Annotated in this window: 20 protein-coding genes; 14 read left to right on the plus strand and 6 right to left on the minus strand. The window is 71.0% G+C overall.

All coding sequences use genetic code 11. The features are described from left to right. Positions 1–56 precede the first annotated feature (56 nt). Together ACZ32T_RS11360 and ACZ32T_RS11365 are read right to left on the minus strand one after the other, a co-directional pair. A complete protein-coding gene (locus ACZ32T_RS11360; protein WP_467366452.1) occupies positions 57–1,493 on the minus strand; it encodes an exo-alpha-sialidase in 1,437 nt (478 codons plus the stop codon). 215 nt (positions 1,494–1,708) lie between these two features. Further along, on the minus strand, positions 1,709–2,440 hold the full coding sequence (locus ACZ32T_RS11365; RefSeq protein ID WP_467263872.1) for a FadR/GntR family transcriptional regulator: 732 nt from the start codon (positions 2,438–2,440) through the stop codon (positions 1,709–1,711). 167 nt (positions 2,441–2,607) lie between these two features. Here ACZ32T_RS11365 and ACZ32T_RS11370 point away from each other — a divergent pair, with 167 nt between their 5' ends. From ACZ32T_RS11370 to ACZ32T_RS11390, 5 genes are all read left to right on the plus strand, one after another. Beyond that, complete coding sequence (locus ACZ32T_RS11370) at positions 2,608–4,203, plus strand: ABC transporter substrate-binding protein (protein ID WP_467366454.1); 1,596 nt, start codon at positions 2,608–2,610, stop codon at positions 4,201–4,203. A 71-nt stretch (positions 4,204–4,274) separates the two neighbouring features. Beyond that, positions 4,275–5,225 (plus strand): ABC transporter permease, encoded by a 951-nt coding sequence (locus tag ACZ32T_RS11375; RefSeq protein WP_467366456.1) that lies wholly within the window; start codon positions 4,275–4,277, stop codon positions 5,223–5,225. 1 nt (position 5,226) lies between these two features. After that, positions 5,227–7,203: a dipeptide/oligopeptide/nickel ABC transporter permease/ATP-binding protein gene (locus ACZ32T_RS11380; RefSeq protein ID WP_467366458.1), complete on the plus strand. Its 1,977-nt coding sequence runs from the start codon at positions 5,227–5,229 to the stop codon at positions 7,201–7,203. Further along, positions 7,200–8,204 (plus strand): oligopeptide/dipeptide ABC transporter ATP-binding protein, encoded by a 1,005-nt coding sequence (locus ACZ32T_RS11385; protein WP_467366460.1) that lies wholly within the window; start codon positions 7,200–7,202, stop codon positions 8,202–8,204. Before ACZ32T_RS11380 ends, ACZ32T_RS11385 begins: the two co-directional genes overlap by 4 nt. Next, positions 8,201–9,136 (plus strand): dihydrodipicolinate synthase family protein, encoded by a 936-nt coding sequence (locus ACZ32T_RS11390; protein WP_467366462.1) that lies wholly within the window; start codon positions 8,201–8,203, stop codon positions 9,134–9,136. The genes ACZ32T_RS11385 and ACZ32T_RS11390 overlap by 4 nt, the downstream gene beginning before the upstream one ends. 81 nt (positions 9,137–9,217) lie before the next feature. Here ACZ32T_RS11390 and ACZ32T_RS11395 read toward each other — a convergent pair whose 3' ends face one another. After that, entirely contained in the window at positions 9,218–9,970 is a 753-nt protein-coding gene (locus ACZ32T_RS11395) for a chaplin (protein WP_467366464.1), read from the minus strand. A 265-nt stretch (positions 9,971–10,235) separates the two neighbouring features. Here ACZ32T_RS11395 and ACZ32T_RS11400 point away from each other — a divergent pair, with 265 nt between their 5' ends. The 5 genes from ACZ32T_RS11400 to ACZ32T_RS11420 all read left to right on the plus strand — a co-directional run bounded on the left by ACZ32T_RS11400 (position 10,236) and on the right by ACZ32T_RS11420 (position 13,202). Beyond that, complete coding sequence (locus ACZ32T_RS11400; protein WP_467263885.1) at positions 10,236–10,637, plus strand: rodlin; 402 nt, start codon at positions 10,236–10,238, stop codon at positions 10,635–10,637. Between the two features lie 221 nt (positions 10,638–10,858). Further along, positions 10,859–11,092 (plus strand): chaplin, encoded by a 234-nt coding sequence (locus tag ACZ32T_RS11405; RefSeq protein ID WP_467263887.1) that lies wholly within the window; start codon positions 10,859–10,861, stop codon positions 11,090–11,092. 190 nt (positions 11,093–11,282) lie between these two features. Beyond that, positions 11,283–11,585, plus strand: a complete 303-nt coding sequence (locus ACZ32T_RS11410) for a hypothetical protein (protein ID WP_467263888.1) — start codon at positions 11,283–11,285, stop codon at positions 11,583–11,585. Positions 11,586–11,771: 186 nt separating this feature from the next. Continuing rightward, positions 11,772–12,182 carry a rodlin gene (locus ACZ32T_RS11415; RefSeq protein ID WP_467263890.1) on the plus strand — a complete coding sequence of 137 codons (411 nt, stop codon included), beginning with the start codon at positions 11,772–11,774 and terminating at the stop codon, positions 12,180–12,182. A gap of 612 nt (positions 12,183–12,794) precedes the next feature. Then, positions 12,795–13,202 (plus strand): rodlin, encoded by a 408-nt coding sequence (locus ACZ32T_RS11420; RefSeq protein ID WP_467263894.1) that lies wholly within the window; start codon positions 12,795–12,797, stop codon positions 13,200–13,202. A 130-nt stretch (positions 13,203–13,332) separates the two neighbouring features. Here the strand turns inward: ACZ32T_RS11420 and ACZ32T_RS11425 are convergent, their stop codons facing one another. Further along, the gene (locus ACZ32T_RS11425) at positions 13,333–13,833 is read right to left on the minus strand and encodes a DUF5949 family protein (protein ID WP_467366465.1); all 501 of its coding nucleotides are present in this window, start codon (positions 13,831–13,833) and stop codon (positions 13,333–13,335) included. A 318-nt stretch (positions 13,834–14,151) separates the two neighbouring features. On the opposite strand from ACZ32T_RS11425, the gene rsgA reads away from it, so the two are divergent. Further along, positions 14,152–15,315, plus strand: coding sequence for a ribosome small subunit-dependent GTPase A (gene rsgA / locus ACZ32T_RS11430; RefSeq protein WP_467366467.1), 1,164 nt, complete (start codon positions 14,152–14,154; stop codon positions 15,313–15,315). A 55-nt stretch (positions 15,316–15,370) separates the two neighbouring features. On the opposite strand, the gene ACZ32T_RS11435 is transcribed toward rsgA, so the two are convergent. Together ACZ32T_RS11435 and ACZ32T_RS11440 are read right to left on the minus strand one after the other, a co-directional pair. Continuing rightward, positions 15,371–15,853 (minus strand): DUF456 domain-containing protein, encoded by a 483-nt coding sequence (locus ACZ32T_RS11435; RefSeq protein WP_467366469.1) that lies wholly within the window; start codon positions 15,851–15,853, stop codon positions 15,371–15,373. A gap of 70 nt (positions 15,854–15,923) precedes the next feature. Then, entirely contained in the window at positions 15,924–16,910 is a 987-nt protein-coding gene (locus ACZ32T_RS11440) for a helix-turn-helix domain-containing protein (protein WP_467263900.1), read from the minus strand. 308 nt (positions 16,911–17,218) lie between these two features. Here ACZ32T_RS11440 and ACZ32T_RS11445 point away from each other — a divergent pair, with 308 nt between their 5' ends. The 3 genes from ACZ32T_RS11445 to ACZ32T_RS11455 all read left to right on the plus strand — a co-directional run bounded on the left by ACZ32T_RS11445 (position 17,219) and on the right by ACZ32T_RS11455 (position 21,294). After that, positions 17,219–18,601: a protein phosphatase 2C domain-containing protein gene (locus ACZ32T_RS11445; protein WP_467366471.1), complete on the plus strand. Its 1,383-nt coding sequence runs from the start codon at positions 17,219–17,221 to the stop codon at positions 18,599–18,601. A gap of 60 nt (positions 18,602–18,661) precedes the next feature. Then, positions 18,662–20,404 (plus strand): pyruvate dehydrogenase, encoded by a 1,743-nt coding sequence (locus ACZ32T_RS11450; protein ID WP_467263904.1) that lies wholly within the window; start codon positions 18,662–18,664, stop codon positions 20,402–20,404. Positions 20,405–20,520: 116 nt separating this feature from the next. After that, entirely contained in the window at positions 20,521–21,294 is a 774-nt protein-coding gene (locus ACZ32T_RS11455; RefSeq protein ID WP_467263906.1) for a helix-turn-helix domain-containing protein, read from the plus strand. The last annotated feature ends 179 nt before the right edge of the window (positions 21,295–21,473 follow it).

Raw genomic sequence — 21,473 nt, forward strand, 5'->3', positions numbered from 1 at the left:
TCGTCGCAGCCCGGCGGGCGCGGACGGGGGAGCAACACCATCCCCGGGGCGGGGCGTCACGGGGTGACGGTCACCGTCCGGCTCCCCGAGGCCTGCTTGCCGTCGGCCTTGTAGGTCGCGGTGAGCCTGGTGTCCCCGGACGCGCCGGCCGGGATCGTGACCGGGACCTTGATGTTCGCGCCCTCACCCGGACGCGTCGCGGGGAACGCCACCTGCTTCGTCGTCCAGCCGCCGGGCACCGTCAGGTCGAGCGTGCCCGCGCTCCGGGTCACGTCCATCCGGTTGACCACCCGGACGGTGACCTCCGTGGTGGTTCCCGCCTTCAGTGTGGCCGGCGGGGTGATGGTGATGTCGGCGCAGGTTCCGCCGAGCCACTTCAGGTCGAAGGAGGAGTACGTGATGGCCTGGACACCGCCGCGCTCGTAGAGCAGCCCGAGCCGGCCGTCGGGCAGCCGCGTCAGCGTCGAGTAGGCCGCCGCGCCCGAGTCGACGACCTTCCTGATCGGCCAGGACCTCCCGTTGTCGCAGGACATCTTCACGGTGAGGTTCTGGCGGGAGGAGGTGCTCTCGGTGTTGCTGAACAGCAGCCACGAGGACTTCGGGTCGGACGCCGGGGCGTCCGGGGCGTACCGGATGACCGAGCCGTTGTTCGCCGGGTCGGGCAGGTTCGTGTCCTGCGTGAACGGCGTGTAGGTGACCCCGCCGTCCGAGGAGTAGGCGATCGTCCGGTAGGGCGCGGAACGGTTGTTCAGCATGATGCGGCCGTCGTTCAGCTCGACGGTCTTGTTCTCGTCCCCGCCGGGGCCGACCGGGTTGCCCATCCGCCAGGTCTCGCCGTGGTCGTCGCTGTACGCGCTGACCGCGTAGTTCGCCCCGTTGTTCCGGATCGCGTACTGCTGGATCAGCCGGCCCCTGTACGTGCCGTTGCGCACCTGGATGCCCTCGCCCGAGGCCGCGAACATCCCTGCCCAGGCGGGGTCCTTGATCTGCTGGGTGATGCGGCGGTGCTTCCACGTCACGCCGTCGTCGTCCGAGTAGCTGTAGTCGGCCTGGAGGATGTCCGGGTCGGTCTCGTCGTTGCCGGTGCCGGATCCGAAGAAGCCCTGGTTCACGGAGCCCGCGTAGAAGACGAAGATCCGGCCCGTGGTGCGGTCCACGAGCAGGCTCGGGTCGCCGAAGCCCTTGGGTGCGGCCTCCTTGCGGACGACCTGCTGGGTCTCCCAGGTGGTGCCGCCGTCGGTGCTGCGGCGCAGTACGACCCCGAGGTTGCCGGGCAGGTCGCCGAGGGTGGGACGGGCGTCGTAGGCGGCCAGCAGGGTGCCCTCGGTGGAGGTGGTCAGCGCCGGAATGCGGTAGTAGGGGGACCCGGCGCCCGCGGTCGCGATGTCCTGCGAGGTCAGCTCGCCGGCGGTGGGGGCGCCGTGCGCGGTGCCGGTGGCGGTGGCCACCATGACGGCGGCGGACAGCATGGCGAGGGTGACTCTGCGCTGCATGTACGGTCTCTCTTCTCGTGAGGGGAGAGCTGCGGAGAGGGAGCGGAGCGAGTGGCACGCGGTCAGGAGCGGTCGGCCTGCCGCGGCAGGACAGAAGACGTCAGATGTCCTGTTGGCATCCGGACCCTAGGGAGGCTTGCGGCCGGCCGTCAAGGGTGGGGCGGCGTCGGCAGCCCCCGCCCCCGGCGCGGGGCGGGGAGGCGGAGGGGCCGCGGTCAGAGCGGGCCCGCTCCGCGTGACCTGGCCTCGGCGATGCGTCGCCTGACGGGTGCGTAGTGCTCGCCGAGCGCCTTCAGGAACGCGGTGGTGTCGCCCGCGCGGGCCGCGTCCACGATGTTCTGGTGGGCGGTGATCGTCGCCGTCTCGTCGGCGTGCGTGAACCCGTCGAGGTGCGGGGCGACGATCGTGTACACGTCCCAGAAGGCCATCGAGAGCTGGCCGATCAGGTCGTTGCCCAGTGGGGCCACGAGCAGGGCGTGGAACGCCCGGTCCGCCGCGACGAAGCCGTGGCCGTCGCCCGCGCCGGTGGCTCGCATGGTCTCCACCAGGCCGTCCAGGGCGTCGAGCTGCTCGGTGGAGAGCGAGGAGATGATCCGGTCGGCCATGCCCCGCTCGAAGAGCTCGCGCACGTCGACGAGGTCGGCCATCACCTGGAAGTCGTCGTCGGGGGAGAGCAGGCCGCGGAAGGTGAGGCTCTCCACCAGCGCGGACAGGCTCAGCCGGCCGACGTACGTTCCGTGGCCGTGGCGCACCTCGACGATGTCGAGGGCGGCGAGGATCTTGACGGCCTCCCGGACGCTGGACCGGCTGGCGCCGAGCGCCTCGCACAGGGCCGGTTCCGTCGGGAGCGGGTCCCCGGGGCGCAGCCGCTCGTCAAGGATGTAGCGCTTGATGCCCTCGACGACTTCCTGCCGCAGCAAGGTGCGACCGGGGCGTGTGCCGGACATATCTGAACTCCCCACCTCTTGACCCCTCTCCATTGTCAAGCTACGTTCCCACGCTATCAAGGCATCAGACATCTGACGTCTGATGCTTGGCGGTCCATCGTCACCTGTTGGACGCCGAACAGCAGTTCTCGACCGATCTCTCATCATCGATGTCCCTTGGAGGACCCGTGCCCGAGCTGAGGCCAGCCGGCGTCGAGCGCCGCACCTTCCTGCGTTACACGAGCGCCATCGGCGCGGCCGCCGCCATCGCGGCAGGCCTTTCGGCATGCGGCGGGCCCTCCTCGACCGCCGACGGCGCGGCGGGCAAGGGCGACGGCACCGGCACCATCGAGGCCGGTATGTCATACCCCCTGTCGACCGGATTCGACCCGATGATCACCTCGGGCGCCACGCCGTACGCCGCCAACATGCACATCTTCGAGGGCCTCGTGGATCTCGATCCCGTGACGCTCGTGGCCCGCCCGGCGCTCGCCACCGAGATGCCTGAGAAGATCAACGCCACCACCTACCGGGCCACCCTCCGCGACGGCGCGACCTTCCACGACGGCTCACCGGTCACCGCCGAAGACGTCGTGTTCAGCTTCGAACGCATCCTGGACCCGAAGAACTCCTCGCTGATGGCGCAGTTCGTGCCGTTCATCGACACGATCACCGCCGTCGACACCAAGACGGTCGAGTTCAAGCTCACGTACGCCTTCGCGCTCTTCCCCTCCCGCATAGCCGTCGCCCGGATCGTGCCGAAGAAGATCGTCGAGGCGGACGTCAAGGGATTCGACGCCAAGCCCGTCGGCTCGGGCCCGTACAAGTTCGTCTCGGCGACTCGCGAGGACAAGATCGTCTTCGCGAAGTACGACAAGTACAACGGCTCGCACCCCGCCAAGGCCAAGGACATGATCTGGCGGCTGATATCGGACCAGTCGGCCCGCGTCAGCGCCATGCGGTCAGGTCGCGTCCAGGCCATCGAGGACATCCCGTACATCGACGTGAAGGGGCTGTCCGGCACGGCGAAGACCCGGTCCGTGCAGTCGTTCGGCCTGCTCTTCCTGATGTTCAACACCGCCGACAAACGGTTCGCCGACAAGCGGGTCCGCCAGGCCCTGCACTACGCGCTGGACACCGACAAGATCATCAAGACCGCCATGGTCGGGAACGCGACGGCCGCCACCGGATACGTCCCCACCACCCACCCCGACCACCACAAGGCCTCCACCGTCTACAACCACGACGTGGCCAAGGCGAGGAAGCTGCTCGCCGAGGCGGGCGTGAGCAAGCTCGAGTTCACCGTCCTGACCACCGACACCGGCTGGGTCAAGGACATCGCCCCCCTGCTCAAGGAGAGCTGGGCCGCGGCGGGCATCGAGGCGACCCTCGACATCGCCCAGTCCGCTGCGCAGTACGCCAAGGTCGACGGCGGCGACTTCGAGGTCCTGGTCGCCCCGGGCGACCCGTCCGTCTTCGGCAACGACGTAGACCTCCTGCTGCGCTGGTTCTACTACGGCCTCTGGCCGGAGAGCCGCTACGGCTGGTCCGGGACCGCCGAGTACAAGAAGGTCAAGCAGCTCCTCGACAAGGCGGCGCGGTCCGCCGACGAGGTGACGCGCAAGCAGCTGTGGGGCGAGGCCACCGACCTGGTCGCCGACGAGGTTCCGCTCTACCCGATCCTCCACCGCAAGCTGCCCACCGCCTGGAGTGACGAGCAACTGACCGGCTTCAAGCCGCTGTCCACCACAGGCCTGTCCTTCCTGGACGTCGGCCGCGCCTGATACCCGCCGGCCCGGGCCGCCCTCCCCGGCGGCCCGGACCCGCTGTCCGCCCAATCGCAAGGAACCCGACGATGGTTGCTTTCCTCCGGCTCGCGCTGCGCCGCGTCGCGATGATGCCGGTGATGATCCTCGGCATCGCGCTGCTGGTCTTCGTGGTGCTGCAGTTCTCGCCGGCCGACCCGGCCTACAACGCGCTCGGGGAGAGCGCCACCCCTGAGGCCAGAGAGGCCTTCGCCGAGGCCAACGGACTCAACGACCCCCTGCCCCTGCGCTACTTCGACTTCCTGGGCCAGTTGCTCCACTTCGACCTGGGGACGACCGTCCCGCCGAGCCGGCCCGTGGTCGACCGGATCACCGCCGCCTTCCCGCTCACGCTCCAGCTCACCTTCCTCGGGCTGGTCATCGCCGTCGTCCTCGCCGTGGCCGGTGGCGTCCTGGGCGCCATGTACCGGGACCGCTGGCCCGACCAGCTCTTCCGGGTGCTGTCCATGGCCGGGGTCGCCATCCCGTCCTTCTGGCTCGGCGTCCTGCTCATCCAGCAGTTCGCACTGAACACCTCCCTCTTCCCGACCGGCGGATACACCAACCCCGCCGACTCGTTCAGCGGGTGGCTCACCACCATGTTCCTTCCCGCCGTCTCGCTCGCCGTACCCGTCGCGGCGTCTCTTGCCCGCCTCGTGCGCACCTCGATGGTCGCCGAACTCGACCGCGACTACGTCCGTACCGCCCAGGGCAACGGCCTGCCGGTCCCCCTGGTGATCCGCTCCGTGCTGCGCAACGCGCTCGTCACCCCGCTCACCGTGCTCGGCGTCAAGGTCGGCTACCTGCTCAGCGGAGCCGTCGTCATCGAGGCGATCTTCGACCTGCCCGGCATGGGCAAACTCATCCTCGAAGGTGTCACCGGAGGCGATGTCGCCCTGGTCCAGGGCACCGTACTGACCATCGCCATCGCCTTCCTGGTGGTCAACGTCATCGTCGACCTGCTCTACCTGCTGGTCAACCCGCGCATCAGGACGGTGTGACATGTTCGCCACGGGCCGTCTGGCCAAGAAGCTCTCCCGACCGGGCATCGCGTTCCGCGCCCTCCCGGTCACCTCCCGCGTCGCCCTCGGCGTGCTGATCGTCGTCGTCCTCGGCGCCGTACTCGCCCCCCTGCTCACCCAGGACCCGCTGACCACGGGAACCCCCGTGCAGGCACCGAGCGCGGACCACTGGTTCGGCACCGACCGCGCGGGACGCGACGTCTTCGCCCGCGTGGTGCACGGCTCGCGCTACTCGCTGGTCATCGGCCTCGGCGCGACCGCCCTCGCCCTGGTCGTCGGAGCCGTGCTCGGCTCGCTCGCCGCCACCTCGCGCAAGCTCGGTGACGAGTCGATCATGCGCACCCTCGACGTCGTCATGTCGTTTCCGCCGATCGCGCTCGCGGCCGTCCTCGTCGCCGTCTTCGGGACCGGCATCCCGGTGATCATCTTCACGATCGCCTTCGTCTACAGCCCCTCGCTCGCCCGCGTCGTACGCGCCAACGTGCTCTCGCAGTACGGCGAGGACTACGTGGCGGCCGAGAAGGTCATCGGCGCACGGCGCGGCTACATCGTGCTCCGCCACGTGGCCGTCAACTGCATGGCCCCGGTCATGGTGTTCGCGACCGTCATGGTCGCCGAGGCCATCATCTTCGAGGCCAGCCTCTCCTTCATCGGAGCGGGCGTGCAGGACCCCGACCCGAGCTGGGGCAGTGTCCTCGCCTACGGCCGGCAGATCCTCCTCGCCGGCGGATGGTGGGCCACCTTCTTCCCCGGCCTCGCCCTCCTCGTCACCGTCCTCGCGCTCAACATCCTCTCCGAAGGTCTCACCGACGCCTCCGCCGCGCCCAGGAGCGCCCGCCCCGCCGCCGGGCCGGCCGCCACCACGGCACCGGACCCGGTCGAGGCCGCCTCCGCCGTCGACGTCGACGCCGCCCTCGCCGAGCTCGCCGGCCACATCAACTCCACCGAGCCCACCATCGCCCCCGTACGCGAGGATGCCGACGACCTCCTCGTCGTACGCGACCTGGCGATCCGCTTCCCCGACCGCTACGGCGACGTCCCGGTCGTCGACAGGCTGAACTTCACCGTCCACGACGGAGAGACCCTCGGCCTGGTCGGCGAGTCCGGCTGCGGCAAGTCCATCACCAGCCTCGCCGTCATGGGCCTCCTCGCCCGCAACGCGGTGGTCAGCGGCGAGATCCTCTACCGCGGCCATGACCTGCTGAAACTCCCGCCCAGGGAACGCCGCGCCCTGATGGGCCCCGAGATCGCGATGGTCTACCAGGACGCGCTCTCCTCCCTCAACCCCTCCGTGCTCGTCGGCACCCAGCTGCGGCAGCTGACCTCACGCGGCGGCACGAAGACCCCCGCCGAACTCCTCGAACTCGTAGGCCTCTCGCCGGAACGCACCCTGCGCAGCTACCCGCACGAGCTCTCCGGCGGGCAGCGCCAGCGCGTCCTCATCGCCATGGCCCTCTCCCGCCGCCCCCGCCTCCTGATCGCGGACGAGCCGACCACCGCCCTCGACGTCACCGTCCAGGCCCAGGTCGTCGAACTCCTCATCCAGCTCCGCGACGAGCTCGGCTTCGCCATGGTGCTCGTCTCCCACGACCTCGCCCTGGTCGGGGACCTCTCGCACCGGGTCGCCGTGATGTACGCGGGCCGGCTCGCCGAGGCCGGTGACACCAGGTCCGTCCTCACCGACCCCGCCCACCACTACAGCCGCGGCCTCCTCGGCTCCGTCGTGTCCCTGGAAGCCGGAGCCGACCGACTCCACCAGATCCGCGGTGTCGTGCCCGCTCCCCAGGGCTTCGGCGAGGGATGCCGCTTCGCCGGGCGCTGCGGTGCCGCGACCGACCTCTGCCGCAGCACGCCACCCGTACTCACCGGACGCGGCACCAAGAAGGACCACGGCTTCGCCTGCCACCACCCGTCCGAGGCCGACGCCGTGAAGAAGCTGGAAGGGAGCGCCCTGTGATCAGGCTCGACGGGGTACACGTACGCCACAAGGCACGCAGCGGAGGCCTCCTCAGCCGCGACGCGGTCCACGCCCTCACCGACGCCTCACTGGAGGTCAGGCGCGGAGAGATCGTCGGGCTGGTCGGCGAGTCGGGCTGCGGCAAGTCCACCCTGGCCCGGGTGCTCACCGGGCTGCAGAAGCCCACCGAGGGAAGGGTCCTCTTCCACGGGCGTGACCTGTGGGGGATGACCGGCGCCGAGCGGCGCAACGACTTCGGCTCGGCCGTCGGCGTCGTCTTCCAGGACCCCTCCACCGCGCTCAACCCCCGCCTCACCGTCCGCCAGATCCTGCGCGACCCGCTGGACGTGCACAGGCGCGGCACCCGCGAGGAGCGCGAGGCCCGCGTGGAGGAGCTGCTCGACCTGGTCGGACTGCCCGGCCACACCCTCGCCGCGCTGCCGGGGCAGCTCTCCGGAGGCCAGCGCCAGCGCGTCGCCATCGCCCGCGCACTCGCCCTCGAACCGGAGTTGATCGTCGCCGACGAACCGACCTCCGCCCTCGACGTCTCCGTACGCGCCCAGGTGCTCAACCTCCTCGTCGACCTGCGCGAACGCCTGGGCCTCGGCATGGTGTTCATCTCGCACGACATCCAGACCGTGCGTTACCTCGCCGACCGCATCGCCGTCCTCTATCTCGGCCGGATCGTCGAGGAGGGCCGCGCCGCCGACGTGGCGGGCGCCCCCAGGCACCCGTACACCGAGGCGCTGCTCTCCGCGACCCCCAGCCTGCTGGAGGCGACGGAGCGCATCGTGCTCACCGGCCCGGTGCCCTCCGCGACCAACCCGCCGCCCGGCTGCCCGTTCAGCACCCGCTGCCGGCACGCGGACGCGGAGTGCTCCACGGCCTTCCCGGCCGTGGCCTCCGGGCCCGGCGAACACCGCTGGCACTGCGTCCACCCCCGGACCCCCGTCCCCCTCGAGGACCTGGCCCCCGTACCGCCCGCAAGGAGCACCGCATGACCGCCCTCACCACCCCGTACTCCGGAGTGATCCCGCCCGTCGTCACGCCGCTCACCGAGGACGGCGAACTGGACCGGGCATCCCTGGAACGGGTCGTCGGCCACCTCCTCGAAGGCGGAGCCGGCGGACTCTTCGCCCTCGGCAGCTCCGGCGAGACCGCCTACCTGACGCCCGCGGAGCAGGACGAGGTCATCAAGGTGATCACGTCGGCCGCCGGTGGACAGGTGCCGGTGCTCGTCGGCGCCATCGAGACCACCACCAACCGGGCGATCGAGCGGGCCCGCGCCGCGGCCGGCCTCGGCGCCGACGCGGTCGTGGCCACCGCGCCCTTCTACACACGCACCCATGCCACCGAGACCGACCGTCACTTCCGCCACATCGCGGCAGCCGTCGACCTCCCGCTCCTGGCGTACGACGTGCCGGTCTGCGTGCACAGCAAACTGGACCCCGAGCTGCTGCTGCCGCTCGCCGCGGACGGGGTGCTCGCCGGCGTGAAGGACTCCAGTGGGGACGACGGGTCCTTCCGCCGGCTGGTCATCGGAGCACGGGAGCTCCCGGGCTTCTCGGTCCTCACGGGGCATGAGCTCGTGGTCGACGCGATGATGCTGAGCGGCGCGCACGGTTCCGTGCCCGGCCTGGGCAACGTGGACCCGCACGGCTACGTCCGTCTGCACCAGGCCGCGGTGAAGGGGGACTGGGCCGCCGCCAGGGCCGAACAGGACCGGCTGGTCGCGCTGTTCGACATCGTCGGGGCCGCCGCGCCCGGCACCGCGTCCGCGACGGCCGCCGGGCTGGGGGCCTTCAAGACGGCCCTGATGCTGCGCGGTGTCATCGCGACCAACGTGATGAGCCCGCCGATGCGCCGCCTGGACGCCGGCGAGACGAGGGCGATCGCCGCGCTCCTGGACGGGGCGGGTCTGTCCCGCGTCTGACACCGCGTTTCGCGCGGGAACGAGCGGAGGGGCCGCCCGGCAGCATCTCTGCTGCCGGGCGGCCCCTCCGCTCGTTCCGGACTAGTTACGCGAACCGCGGGTGCGGCGCAGGAGCACCGCGCCGCCCAGCAGCAGTGCGGCGCTCGCACCGGCGGCCATGCCGATGTCGCCCGCACCGGTCTGGGCCAGCTGCGTGTCAGGCGTGTTCGGACCCGGGTTACCGGCCGGCGGCTCCTCGGCCGGGGGCTGGACCGGCGGCTTCGAGGTGGGCGGCTCGGTGGTCGGGGGCTCGACGGTCGGCGGCTCCACCACCGGCGGGTCGACCGGCGGGTGCTCGTAACCACTGTCGTTGACGCAGGTGTTGCCGCCGGCCGGGTTCAGCAGGCCGACCACGTCGACGGTGTTGCCACAGGCGTTCACCGGGACGTCCAGCGGGACCTGGGCCAGGTTGCCGGACAGCACACCGGGGGAGCCGACGGCCTGGCCCTCGGCGCTCGCGCCGGAGCCCTGGTGGCCCTGCCCGCCGCCCTGGGAGCTGCCGTGCTCGTCACCGTAGGCGTCGCCGTGCTCCTCCTCGTGTGCGTCGCCCGAGCTGACATTCGCACAGGTGTTGCCGAAGGCCGGGTTGAGCAGGGCGATCACGTCCACGGTGTTGCCGCAGAGGTTGACCGGAACGTGCACCGGAACCTGCACGGCGTTACCCGAACCGACACCGGGGGAGTTGGCGGCAACACCGTCGGCCGAGGCGTCGGCGTGGGCGTAACCGCCCGCGGCGGTCAGGATGCCCGACGCCGCCGCCATGACGATCATGCTTTTATTCAGAACCTGTCGCATTACATGCCCTTCTCCGGGAAATTCGCGTGGGCGGTGACCCTGATGGCGGTCATTCCAACGACGCGGACGCATCCATAACGACGCGGAGGATGCGGGGGAAACTTGGAGATCGGTGGAAATTATGTAACCACCCGAAAGGGTCACGTACGTGTGTTCGTCCGGAGGCGGAGTTCTGGCATTCGGGTGAACGGGGGGAACCAAACGCCCGGCGGCCAGTTGATCAGGGTGCTCCGCTGCGGGGCACTCGGTACGAGAAGGGTTCATCGTGATCAAGAAGGTTCTGGCTACGGGCGCCGTCGCCGCCTCCATCCTCGGTCTCTCGGCGACCAGCGCCATGGCGATCGGTGACGACACCGGTACGACGTCGATCAACGGCAACGGTGCCGAGTCCGAGTTCGGCAACAGCGAGACCAAGGGTGACCAGAGCCCGCAGCTCAGCCTGGTCCAGGGTTCGCTGAACAAGCCCTGCGTCGCGCTCCCGGTCAAGGCCAACGTCGGTTCGCTCATCGGGCTCGTCCCGATCACGGTCCAGGACGTCAACGTCCTGTCCAACCCGCAGAACCAGCAGTGCACGGACAATTCCACCCAGGCCAAGGGTGACGAGCCGCTGTCGCACATCCTGTCGGACATCCCGGTTCTCTCCGGGAACGGTGCCGGCAACAGCTGACCGGGCCTCAACGACCGGCCCGGGCCGCCGACACTCCTCCATCGCGCGGCCCGGGCCTGCAGCATTCGGGCGGTTTTTCGAGAAACGGCTCCCATAGCGTTTCGGTGCCGCCCGCCAATCGTTACGGATTACAGCTCCGGAGTCACGAGCGCATTCAGGTAATCGCTCGTGCGGCACGAAAGACGTGTCCGCCCAGGACTCCGCTGCAGAAAGGGATCAAAGTGAAGTACACCAAGGTTGCCGCCGTCGCCGCCGGAACCCTCATGGCGCTCGGCGCCGCTGCCCCGGCCATGGCTGACGCCGGTGCCGGTGCCGCCGCGGTCGGTTCCCCGGGCGTCCTGTCCGGCAACGTCGTGCAGGTTCCGATCCACGTTCCGGTGAACGTCTGCGGCAACACGATCAACGTGATCGGTCTGCTCAACCCCGCCTTCGGCAACACCTGCGTCAACGACTGATCTTCTGTCGTTCGAGCCGACGGCTCATCATGAGAGGGCCCCGGAGCGCCTACACCGCCCCGGGGCCTTCTCGCTGTCCCGTTCCAGGCCCCCGCGAGGAAATCCCGGTGCGCGCAGTTTCCCCGCACGCGGCTTGGTCGTTGTCCCGGGCAGAGGCGGCGGACGCCGCCCGCAGAAGGGAATTGAGAACGTGAAGTACGCGAAGACCGTAGCCGTTGTCGCAGGTTCCGTGGCCGCTCTCGGAGCGGCCGCTCCCGCCTTCGCGGCCCCCACCCCCACGGCGCCGAGGATGAGCCTCACCACCGGTGTGAACGAGCTGACGTCGACCGCGCCGCAGATCCCCGACCAGGTGGTGAACCCCGTGGTGGACGCGGTCGGACAGACCGCCGGAGCGGTTCACGAGGACGGCACGATCAGCAGGTCGGCCGACGCGGTGACCGGTGTGGCCGAAGCTGCGGGGCCGCTCATGGGCGGGCTGCCGCTGGGCGGCTGAACCACCGCGCGACGCCTGGCCCGCCCCTTCACTCCGCGCTGCACCTGTGACCGGATAACCGCGCATTACGCGGCGTCCGGCCGAGGAAATCGTTCGGGTGAAATGGCGCAACCATCGGCACCGGGCGGAGTTGAACAGAATGCTCCGGACAGGCGGGCAACAGAAATACCAGAAGGGCACAGTTTCATGATGAAGAAGATTCTGGCGTCGGCGGCAGTCGCCGCCTCCGTCGCCGGCGTTTCCGCCGCCGCGGCCCCCTCGGCCATGGCGATCGGCAACGACAACGGCACGACGTCGGTCAACGGCAACGGCGCCGACCAGTACTACGGCAACAGCAGCACGCACGGCGACATGAGCCCGCAGATCGGCCTGATCCAGGGTTCGTTCAACAAGCCCTGCATCGCGCTGCCCGCGAAGGCCAACATCGGCTCGCTCCTCGGGCTCGTCCCGATCTCGGTCCAGGACATCAACGTCCTGTCCTCCCCGCAGAACCAGCAGTGCACCGAGAACTCCACCCAGGCCAAGGGTGACGAGGCGCTGTCGCACATCCTCAACGACATCCCGCTGCTCTCGGGCAACGGCGCGGGCAACAACTGACACCGCGCGACTCCGGCTCCCCCTGCGCCATTCCGGTCAGGGTGCACCGTTTCCCGCCTCGTCGTAGTTCGTGAAGACGTGTGGGGCTGTTCCGTCCGTGCAGCGGCCGACCTCGGCCGGCCGCCGGGGACGGAGCGGCCCCACACGTCTGTCCGCGCGCCCGGCCGTCCGTCCGCCGGTCCGCATGCCGGGTAGCCCGATAGTGCGGGAATGGGGCCGGATGCCTCATCCGCGGCCCACGCCACCGGCGCGGCCGGGTAGATGCGCCTCATGGACCCGTACGACAGTCATCACGCCCCCGGACCCGACCGGTCGCCCGAAAGCCGCACGCCCATCTACGACCGGCTGCTCGCCGAATGGCAGGCAGCGGCACGGCGCGACGCCGGACCGGGCCCGGTGGACGCGTCGCCCGGCCCGCAGGGGACCCGCGGCTCGGCGCGAGGCCGGAGGGGCGCCTTCGTCCCCGCGGCGCGCGCGGAAGAGGGTCGCGGGTAGGGGTCGCGTCGACCTGGAAGCGTGATCCAACTCGTTCGAGTGGTGTAGCGGAACCAAACCCTCCGAATTCGGTTAACAGTACGTTCCACAACGGGACGCTCCGAAAGGTGAAGCGCAATGAAGAAGATGACCGCCGCCGCCGCTGTGGCCGTGTCCCTGATCGGTCTTTCCGCGGCCGCGGCCCCCTCGGCCATGGCGATCGGCGACGACCGCGGCACCACCACGGTCAACGGCAACGGTGCCGAGTCCGAGTTCGGCAACAGCGAGACCGAAGGCGACATGAGCCCGCAGCTCAGCCTCGTCCAGGGCTCGCTGAACAAGCTCTGCGTCGGCCTGCCGGCCAAGGCCAACGTCGGTTCGCTCATCGGGCTCGTCCCGATCACGGTCCAGGACGTCAACGTCCTGTCGAACCCGCAGAACCAGCAGTGCACCGACAACTCCACCCAGGCCAAGGGTGACGAGCCGCTGTCGCACATCCTGTCGGACATCCCGGTTCTCTCCGGCAACGGCGTCGGCAACAACTGACACCATCGAATGCGGGCGGCTCCCGGCGTATCGCCTGAGGGCCGCCCGCATTCGGCTGCGTGGCGCACACGGCGGTGCCCACCACTCCACGGGGGGTGGTGGGCACCGTCCGTGCGGGCCAGGGAGCGCTTCAGCCCAGGCTGCGTACCGGCATGAGGCAGTGGGCGGAGGTGCTGATGACCTCGGGGTCGCCCACGAAGGACCGCAGCAGAGCCTCACCGACCGGCTGTCCGGGGACGGCCGCGGGCCAGGGGCGCGTGGCGAACATCCCGTGCACCGTGCCCTCCGACCGTGCCACGGCCAGCCACTCCGGCGGGACCGTGTACTGCGCCGTGAAGTGAGGCAGCGTCAGGACGGCCTGACCGGCCTGGACGAGCAGCTTCACCGGAAGGCTCGGCAGATCCGAGGCGTCCAGGGTCTCACCCCCCACCCGCAGGCCACTGCGCTCCAGCGCGGTGCGCATGGCCCGCTCGCCGGCCTCCGGTCCGCCCGGAGCGTCGCCGAGGGTGTAGGTGAGCAGGAAGGCGGTCTCACGCCCTGTCCCGGGATTCGAGCCGCTCCAGCCGATCAGGATCTGGGTGCCCAACTGGGCTGGGGAGAAAGGGGCGGTGGCGGCTTTGGCTGAGGTCATGTCCGGCACACTAACGGCCCGAGACCGGTCCTTGTGCACGCGTATCACCTGATCGGGGAATATCTCTGCCAACCCGGTCCAATCCGGTGCGCTGCGAGGGGCAGTCCGGAAAACCCGTTGACCGGCCGGGGAGCCCCCGGGCTAGGGTGTGCGCAGTTCAAGGAGCCAGGAGGTGAGGACATTGATGACTGTCGTTGCGGTGGGCACTGCCCACGACCCGAAGCGCATCGTTCCCACCCCCGTGGCCGCCGGCTGACCTTCACCTTTCCTCCGCGCCTGAACGCGCGGTGCCGGGGCCGCCCTTGTGAAGGGTTTCCCTTGTCTCTCTCCATCTCCCGAACCTCCACCCCGCCGCACCCGCTGACCCCGTACGGCTGGGACGACGCATGGTCCGAAACCTTCGCCCCGTACGCCGAGCAGGGACTCCTGCCGGGACGCGTGGTGCGGGTCGACCGCGGTCGGTGCGACGTGGTCACTCCGAACGGCACTCTCAGGGCGGACACCGCCTTCGTGGTGCCCCGCGACCCGATGCGGATCGTCTGCACCGGGGACTGGGTGGCCGTCGACGCCGACGGTGACCCGCAGTTCGTCCGTACGCTCCTGCCCCGCCGTACCGCCTTCGTACGTTCGACGTCGTCGCAGCGCTCCGAGGGCCAGGTGCTCGCCACCAACATCGATCACATCGTCATCTGTGTCTCGCTCGCCGTCGAGCTCGACCTCGGACGGCTGGAGCGGTTCCTGGCGCTGGCCATGTCCAGCACCGCCGGCGCGGCTCTGCTCGGCGACACGGGCCGCCCCGCGGGTCACGGGACGTACGAGGCGCACCCGCTCGTGCTGCTCACCAAGGCCGACCTCGTCCCCGACACCACGACCCTGTCCCACCTCGTCGAGGACATCGAGCGCATCGCCCCCGGTGTGCAGGTGCTCCCCGTCAGTTCCGCAACGGGGGAGGGGGTGGACGTCTTCGGCGCGATCGTCGGCGGCGGTACGAGCGTGCTGCTCGGGACCTCCGGCGCCGGCAAGTCGACCCTCGCCAACACGCTGCTCGGCGAGGACGTGATGGATGTGCGGGCGGCGCGGGACGTGGACGGCAAGGGCCGTCACACCACCACCACGCGCAACCTCCTCGTGCTGCCGGGAGGCGGCGTCCTGATCGACACCCCCGGGCTGCGGGGGGTCGGCCTCTGGGACGCGGAAGCCGGCGTCGGCCAGGTCTTCTCGGAGATCGAGGACCTGGCCCGGCAGTGCCGTTTCCATGACTGCGCCCACGAGGCCGAGCCCGGCTGTGCCGTGCTCGGCGCCGTCGAGGACGGGTCGCTGCCCGAACGGCGCCTCGACAGCTACCGCAAGCTGCTCCGGGAGAACCACCGCATCGCGGCGAAGACGGACGCCCGGCTGCGCACCGAGACCCTGCGCGAGTGGAAGCGCAGGGGAGCGGAGGGCCGGGCCGCCATGGCGATGAAGCGCGGCAGGACGAGCTGACGAGCGCGGCGGAGGGAGCCGGGGCCGGCGTCGGGGTTCCGGCCCCCTCCCGCCGTCAGCCCCAGATGACGGCGCCCAGCCACGCCCCCACCGCGAGGAGACAGCAGAGCAGCTCCAGCAGCACCGAATACCCCGTCGCCCTCATCACCGACCGGAGCGACGTCCAGCCGGCCGCCCGGCTGCCGAGCCGCAGGCGTTCGGCACCGTAGACCGCTCCCACGTATCCCAGGATCCCGCCCACCACCGGGATGACGAAGAAGCCGGCGATCGCCGCGAGGCCGCCGGCCATCAGCGTCCTGCGCGGCGCCCCCGACTCGCGGGGGCGCCGCGAGGGCAGCAGTGCCTTCAGCGCCTGGTTCAGCAGCAGGAGGCAGGTCGCGCCGATCAGTACACCCCAGGCGACCGGGGTCGGGTCCGTCAGCGCCCACCAGAGCACCGCGGCCCAGACGATCGCCTGCCCGGGCACGCCCGGCACCAGGACGCCGACCAGGCCGAGCAGCATCACCGCCCCGACGGCAACGAGCTGCCACACACTCATTCGACCAGCGTGCCGGAGTACGCCGGGTCCCGCCCGTCAGCGCCACCCCCACGAGCGCACGAAGCCGCGGTCAGCGCGGGGCGCGGGCCACCCAGCCACGTTCGTACGCGTGCCAGCCGAGCTGCAGCCGGGTGGTGACCCCGGTGAGCTCCATGAGCCCCTTCACCCGCCGCTGCACCGTCCGCAGCCCCAGGTCCAGCTGCTTCGCCACGCTCGCGTCCGTCAGACCCGCCAGCAGCAGCGAGAGGATCTCCAGATCGGTCGGATCGGCGCCGGGCCCGTTCTCCTCGCTGATCCCGTTCCCGCCGAGCCGCAACGGCATCGCGTCCCGCCACACCGCCTCGAAGAGGCCCATCAGGGACTCCAGCAGCCCGCTGGCGTGGATCACCAGGGCGGCGGGCTCGGCCCCCCGGCCGGTCAGCGGCACCATGGCCAGCGCGGCGTCGGCGACCACCAGCTTGGTCGGTACCCGGTCGACCACCCGGCACTGCTCGTCCCGGCCGAGCGCCGCCGAAAGCTCGACGATCCCGGACGGCAGCGAGAGCACGTCGCGCTCGACGACCACGCGGTAGGACACGCCGCGCATCGCCGCCCGCTCCTCGGACTCGTTCTCCATCCCGGTGACCGCGATCGGTTTCCCCGTGACCAGCGCGCAGACCTCGGACGTGGCGCCCAGCTGCAGCTGGTGGAAGCGGTGGGCCACCGCGCTCGCGCCCGTCACCACCTCCACCAGGTCGTGCACCGCGGGCTCGGCGGCCTCCGCCCGGTACTCCTCGGCGAGCAGCGCGGACGCCAGCTCCGCCTGTTCGAGCTCGTGGCGCTGCTGGGTCAGCAGCGCGCCCAGGGCGACTCCTGGCGGCGCGGCGACCCAGCGGTCGGCCCGTGACGACGACTGGGCGACGAGCCCCTGCTGCTCCAGCCGGCGCAGCGCACGCTCGGTGTCCGCCTCCGGCAGCGCGAGCCGGCGCGCGAGGCCTGAGAGCTCCGCGGCGCCGGCCGTGACCAGTGCCCGGTAGGCCGCTTCCTGTCTCTCGTCGAGACCTATCGCTGACAGCATCCTCGGCCCTCCCCGGCTTCGTGCTCGCGCGTTCCCGCGCCCGTCGGACGGAGTGCGCGGTGGCGGGAAACAGCCACGGCGTAAACCCGCCGGGCCCATCATGCCCCGTAGCACCCGCCACTCTGACAATCTGGCGCCACCGCGGCGACGACCGTGCCACGGGCGGCGGGCTGAGAACACAGACCGGCCCGCCGGGCGACCTTCCCGTGGGGGGTGGGGACGCCTGGCGGGCCAACCTCGCAACCACTTCCGGGCCACTTTTCCGGATGACCCGGTTTCGTACGCCCCGAGCGGTCGACAATACGGTCATGAGCCAGCAGGGGGAGAAGCCCGCCGCCCATGAGGACGACTGGTGGCGGGCGCTGTACGACGAGACCGCGCCGGACACCGGGCCGAGCGGTGCGGCCGACAGTCTCGACGACCGCTTCGACTCCGCGGCGGACGCCGTGGGCGGGCCGGGGACGGACCAGGTGGCGGAGGTGGACCACCCGGTCACGACGGTGCCGCTGCCCGATCCGCGCCGGCCGGAAGCGGAGCTCGCGCCGGAGCCCCCGGCACCCCCGCCCGCGCCGGAGCCGCCTCCGCCTCCCGCGCCGGAACCCCCGCCCACACGCACCGTCGCGGTCGGGCGCGCTCCCTGGGAGGCGCCCACCGGGCCCCCCGGGCCGCGCACCTTCGCCGTACGGGCTCCGGCCGCCGGTCCGCCCGCCGTGCCGGAGCCGCCCGCGGCCCCACCCGTACGTCCTGTCGTCGGCCACATCGGAAACCGGCCCCCCACCTACGACGCCGAGCCGGCCGCGCTGCCCGCCTCCGGTCCCGACGACATCGACGGTCTCGTCCCCGACACGGTCCTGGACGGCGCCGACCACGGGACGTACACCCTGCGGGCCGCGTCCGTGCGCGGCGACTCGGCGCGTTTCCGGGGCGAGCCCCGCCGCGACGCCCTCCTCACCGCGCGCTTCGGCGCCGGGGACAGCGCCCTGGTCCTGGTCGCGGTGGCCGGCGGCGCCCGGGGCGCGGAACGGACCCGCCTCGCCGCCGCCGACGCGTGTCGCTGGATCGGCGGATCCGTCGCCCGCAGTCACGCCCGGCTCTCCGACGACATAAGGGCAGGACGCAGGGGCGACCTCAAGTCGGGGCTGCAACGCCTCACCGACCGCACCTACGGCAAGCTGCGCGGCCGGGCCGCCGAGCTGGGGCTCGAACCGTCCGCGTACAGCGCCGACCTGCGCTGCCTGCTGCTGTCCGCCGACCCGGACTGCCGTACCCGGGTCTTCTTCGGCATCGGCCCGGGCGGGCTCTTCCGCCTGCGCGACGGGGTCTGGCAGGACCTCGACCCCGTACTCCCCGCGACCGGCCCGGAGGCGAGCGAGGAGAGTCCGGGCGGGGACCGGCTGACGATGGATCTGCAGATCACCACGGCCCGGCCCCCGTACGCCGGGAGCCCGCCGCCACCGCCTGCGGAACGCTTCCGCTTCCGTGCCTCCGTGGCACGGCCGGGGGACACGCTGCTGCTCTGCGGAAACGGCCTGGCCGAACCCATGCGCGGGGAGCCGGCGCTCGCCGAGGAGCTCGCGCGGCGCTGGGCCGCCGACGGCCCTCCCGGACTGCCCGCCTACCTGGCCGACACCCAGCTGAGGGTCAAGGGGTACGCCGACGACCGTACGAGCGCGGCGGTCTGGGAGGCGTAACCCGGCACGCCATGGGTTGATGGAGGGACGGACAGCCGGAGGCAGAGAGGGTGCGCACCCATGGCCAAGCAGAACGTGTCGGAACAGTTCGTCGACATCCTCGTGCGGGCGGGGGTCAAGCGGCTGTACGGCGTCGTCGGCGACAGCCTCAACCCCGTGGTCGACGCCGTCCGGCGTAACGCCGCCATCGAGTGGGTCCAGGTCAGGCACGAGGAGACCGCCGCGTTCGCGGCCGGAGCCGAGGCCCAGATCACCGGCACCCTCGCGGCCTGCGCCGGGTCCTGCGGGCCGGGCAACCTCCACCTCATCAACGGCCTGTACGACGCCCACCGCTCCATGGCCCCGGTGCTCGCCCTCGCCTCGCACATCCCGTCGAGCGAGATCGGCCTCGGCTACTTCCAGGCGACGCACCCGGAGCTGCTCTTCCAGGAGTGCAGCCACTACAACGAGATGATCTCCAACCCGCAGCAGATGCCGAGGCTCCTCCAGACCGCGATTCAGCACGCGATCGGCCGCGGCGGCGTCAGCGTCGTGTCGATGCCGGGTGACATCGCCTCGCAGCCGGCCCCGGAGAAGTCGATCGAGCACGCCCTGGTCACCTCCCGGCCCTCCGTGAAACCCGGTGACGAGGAGATCGACAAGCTGTGCGCGATGATCGACAAGGCCGGACGGGTGACGCTGTTCTGCGGAAGCGGAACGGCGGGCGCGCACGCCGAGGTCATGGAGTTCGCCGAGCGGGTGAAGTCCCCGGTCGGCCACGCGCTGCGCGGCAAGGAGTGGATCCAGTACGACAACCCGTACGACGTGGGCATGAGCGGGCTGCTCGGCTACGGGGCCGCCTACGAGGCCACGAACGAGTGCGATCTGCTGATCCTGCTGGGCACCGACTTCCCGTACAACGCGTTCCTCCCGGACGACGTGAAGATCGTCCAGGTCGATGTGCGCCCGGAGCACCTGGGCCGGCGGTCCAAGCTCGACCTGGCCGTCTGGGGCGATGTGCGCGAGACACTGCGCGCCCTGACCCCGCGCGTGAAGGTCAAGACCGACCGCAAGTTCCTCGACCGGATGCTGAAGAAGCACGCCGACGCGCTCGAGGGCGTGGTCAAGGCGTACACCCGCAAGGTCGACAAGCACATCCCGATCCACCCCGAGTACGTCGCTTCGGTCCTCGACGAACTCGCTGACGACGACGCCGTGTTCACCGTCGACACCGGCATGTGCAACGTGTGGGCCGCCCGCTATCTCACGCCCAACGGCAAGCGCAGGGTGATCGGTTCGTTCAGCCACGGCTCGATGGCCAACGCCCTGCCCCAGGCGATCGGAGCGCAGTTCACCGACCGGAACCGGCAGGTCGTGTCGATGTCCGGCGACGGTGGATTCACCATGCTGATGGGCGACTTCCTCACGCTCGTCCAGTACGACCTGCCGGTGAAGGTCGTCCTCTTCAACAACTCCTCGCTGGGCATGGTCGAGCTGGAGATGCTGGTCGGGGGGCTGCCCTCGTTCGGCACGACCAACAAGAACCCCGACTTCGCGGAGGTCGCGCGGGCCGCCGGGGCCTACGGGGTGCGGGTCGAGAAGCCCAAGCAGCTGGAGAGCGCGCTCAAGGCGGCCTTCCGGCACAAGGGCCCGGCGCTCGTCGACGTGGTCACCGACCCGAACGCCCTCTCCATCCCGCCGAAGATCAGTGCCGACATGGTCACCGGCTTCGCGCTCTCCGCCAGCAAGATCGTCCTGGACGGCGGGGTCGGCAGGATGCTCCAGATGGCCCGTTCCAACCTCCGTAACGTCCCGCGGCCCTGAGCGGGTGGCCGGGGTGCGGTCGCGCCCCGGCGGGCTCGGTAATGTGAGGGCATGCGACTGACCCCTTCCGCCGGTGACGGCCCGGCGCCGCCCACCGGCGGACCGGGGGCCACACCGTGACCAGACAGACCCGCACCGTGCCGGCGCAGGACCCGGAGACGGTGCGGGCGCCGTTCGTCATACACGGCTACGAGGAGACGGTCGCGCACGACACCAGCTGGAACGCCCACGTCCATCCCTGGGACGAACTCCTCTGGAACGAGCGCGGCTCCTCCATGGCCGTGGTGGGTGCCCGGGCCTGGACGATCACCCCGACGCTGGGCCTGTGGATGCCGGCGGGCACCCTGCACTCCGGCTCCGCGGTCGCCGGGACCTGGTTCCGTGCGACCTTCTTCGGCCGTGCCACGACACCCTCGCTCCCGGACGTCCCCGTCGCCGTCGAGATCACCCCGCTGCTCCGCCTGCTGCTGGAACGGCTCGGCGACGCCGGCCTCGACCCCGGCTCCCGGGCCGCGACGGAGGCCATGGTGCTGGACGTGCTCACCCCGTCCCCCCGCGAGCTGCTGGTCCAGGTCCCGACGTCTCCGCTGCTGCGCCCGATCGCCGACGCGGTGCGTGAGAACCCCGGCGACCGGCGGACGCTGTCCCGGTGGGCCGCCGAGCTGGGCGTGAGTGCCCGCACGCTCACCCGTGCCTTCAACGCCGAGACCGGCACCAGTTTCGCGCGCTGGGTCGCGGGGGTCCGGGCGCAGCACGCCGTCGGACTCCTCACCCGCGGCTGGGAGGTGGAGGCCGTCGCGGAGGAGGTCGGCTACCGCTCGGCGAGCGCCTTCGGCGCGGCCTTCCGCCGCACGACGGGGCTGACGCCGGGGGCGTTCCGGGCCCGCTGAGCGTGGGCTGCGCGGCGCCGGCCGGCGGTGCCGCACCTCTTTGATGTCCCGATCGCTACAAGCGATGTCTGAAACGGTTGATTGCGACAACCCTGTGTGTTTCATAAGGTCAAAGGAAAGCCAAGCCTTACCTAAGTCTTGAGCGCTTCCGGTGCACCGCCCACGCGGTCGTGCGAGGC

The organism is Streptomyces sp. NPDC023573, assembly GCF_055559735.1.

Bases quoted from the DNA above. Each gene is read 5' to 3' on its own strand.
- ACZ32T_RS11425 (WP_467366465.1), bottom strand. From the start codon at position 13,833: ATGACCTCAGCCAAAGCCGCCACCGCCCCTTTCTCCCCAGCCCAGTTG.
- ACZ32T_RS11450 (WP_467263904.1), top strand. From the start codon at position 18,662: ATGGCCAAGCAGAACGTGTCGGAACAGTTCGTCGACATCCTCGTGCGG.
- ACZ32T_RS11375 (WP_467366456.1), top strand. From the start codon at position 4,275: ATGGTTGCTTTCCTCCGGCTCGCGCTGCGCCGCGTCGCGATGATGCCG.
- ACZ32T_RS11395 (WP_467366464.1), bottom strand. From the start codon at position 9,970: ATGCGACAGGTTCTGAATAAAAGCATGATCGTCATGGCGGCGGCGTCG.
- ACZ32T_RS11390 (WP_467366462.1), top strand. From the start codon at position 8,201: ATGACCGCCCTCACCACCCCGTACTCCGGAGTGATCCCGCCCGTCGTC.
- ACZ32T_RS11445 (WP_467366471.1), top strand. From the start codon at position 17,219: ATGAGCCAGCAGGGGGAGAAGCCCGCCGCCCATGAGGACGACTGGTGG.
- ACZ32T_RS11415 (WP_467263890.1), top strand. From the start codon at position 11,772: ATGATGAAGAAGATTCTGGCGTCGGCGGCAGTCGCCGCCTCCGTCGCC.
- ACZ32T_RS11435 (WP_467366469.1), bottom strand. From the start codon at position 15,853: ATGAGTGTGTGGCAGCTCGTTGCCGTCGGGGCGGTGATGCTGCTCGGC.
- ACZ32T_RS11360 (WP_467366452.1), bottom strand. From the start codon at position 1,493: ATGCAGCGCAGAGTCACCCTCGCCATGCTGTCCGCCGCCGTCATGGTG.
- ACZ32T_RS11440 (WP_467263900.1), bottom strand. From the start codon at position 16,910: ATGCTGTCAGCGATAGGTCTCGACGAGAGACAGGAAGCGGCCTACCGG.
- ACZ32T_RS11420 (WP_467263894.1), top strand. From the start codon at position 12,795: ATGAAGAAGATGACCGCCGCCGCCGCTGTGGCCGTGTCCCTGATCGGT.
- ACZ32T_RS11365 (WP_467263872.1), bottom strand. From the start codon at position 2,440: ATGTCCGGCACACGCCCCGGTCGCACCTTGCTGCGGCAGGAAGTCGTC.
- ACZ32T_RS11380 (WP_467366458.1), top strand. From the start codon at position 5,227: ATGTTCGCCACGGGCCGTCTGGCCAAGAAGCTCTCCCGACCGGGCATC.